Raw genomic sequence first — 1,500 nt, 5'->3', positions numbered from 1 at the left:
GGTGGTGCGGCGCCTGCCGGGCCGAGCTGGCCGACGTGCCGGGCGAGTCCGCGCGGCGCTGCCCCGACTGCGACCTGTACGTGCCGATGCAGCTCTCCGCCGCCGTCCTGGTGGCGATCACCCGCCCCGGACCGGCCGGCCGCCCCGACGAGCTGCTCCTGGTCCGGCACGCGTACGGGCCGACCGGGCTGTGGGCCCTGGTGGCCGGGTTCGTGGACGCCGGGGAAACGCTGGAGGCGGCCGTACGGCGGGAGGTCGGCGAGGAGGTGGGGCTCACCGTCGACGGGCTGCGGTACTTCGGCAGCCAGCCGTGGGCGATGTCCGGCCCGGGCACGCTGCTGGTCGGCTTCACCGCCCGCTCTGTTGATGCTGCCGCCGGGCCGGTGGTGGACGGGAAGGAGCTGAGCGAGGCGCGGTTCTTCCCGCTGGACGCACTGCCGGCGGAGCTGCCCCCGGCGTACTCGATCTCCCGCTGGCTGATCGACGCGACCGCGCCGGTCTGACCCGCGGTGCCCTTCCCTACACGCCGAGCAGGGTGCGCAGGTGGCGCGGCGGTGGGCAGTCGTGGGCGAGCATCGCGTCGTGCCAGTCCCGCACCGACACGCCGTCCGGCCGGGCCCGGGCGATGTCGGCCATCTCGCTCCACCCGACGAAGTACGTGGACAGCTGGGTCGAGGTGAGCAACGCCCGACGCCACTTGCCGGCCGCCTCGCCCTCCTCCTGGAAGCCGCGCCCGGTCATCAGCGCCATCGCGTCGGCCTCGGTCATGCCCTCGCAGTGCACCAACTGGTCGAGCAGCGCGTTGATGGTCATCCGTAGCTGCATCTTGAGCTGTTGCATCCGCACCGGCAGACCACCGAAGCCGAGGCCGGCCATCACCTCCTCGGCGTGCACCGCCCAGCCCTCGATGAACACGCCGGACTCGGTGAGCGGGCGGACCCGGGTCGAGCCGACGTACCGGCGGGCGTGCGCGAGCTGGAGGAAGTGCCCCGGCATCGCCTCGTGCACCGTCAGGTTGCGGATCATGTGGTCGTTGTACTCGCGGTAGAAGGACTCCACGCGGTGCGCCGGCCAGTCCTCCGGGGTCGGCGCGATGCAGTAGAAGGTCGGCAGGGCCGCGGTCTCCAACGGTCCCGGCGAGTCGCAGTAGGCGACCGCGACACCCCGTGCGAACTCCGGCATCTCCTGGATCACGCACGGGTCGTCGACAAGCGTCACCAGGTCGTGCGCCCGGACGAAGTCACTCGCCTCGTCGAGGGTGACCGAGGCGAGGTCCACGATGGTCCCGTTGTCGGGGTGCTCGGCGGCGAGCAGGTCCAGCGCCCGGCGTACCGTCTCGTCGTCGGCGGGACCACCGACCAGCTCGACGGCCGCCGCGCGGATCTCCTCGGTGACCCGGTCCAGGTTGGCCCAGGCGCGGCGCTGGATCTCGGCGGCCCCCAGCTCGGTGTCGAGGGTGTGCCAGAGCCGCGCCTCCCACCGGCGGCGGCCGAGGCGCGG

Annotated in this window: 2 protein-coding genes; one reads left to right on the top strand and one right to left on the bottom strand. The window is 73.2% G+C overall.

Going from position 1 to position 1,500, the window contains the following annotated elements:
- A partial coding sequence (locus AB0I76_RS29760) for an NUDIX domain-containing protein (RefSeq protein WP_357042420.1) occupies positions 1 to 503 on the top strand: 503 nt, incomplete at its 5' end.
- Between the two features lie 16 nt (positions 504 to 519).
- Here the strand turns inward: AB0I76_RS29760 and AB0I76_RS29755 are convergent.
- Positions 520 to 1,500, bottom strand: a 981-nt coding sequence (locus tag AB0I76_RS29755; RefSeq protein ID WP_357042417.1) for a DUF885 domain-containing protein, incomplete at its 5' end; no start/stop codon positions are given.

The organism is Micromonospora sp. NPDC049799 (assembly GCF_040656655.1).
Taxonomy (GTDB): domain Bacteria; phylum Actinomycetota; class Actinomycetes; order Mycobacteriales; family Micromonosporaceae; genus Micromonospora.
This window is presented reverse-complemented; position numbering and strand designations above follow the sequence as displayed.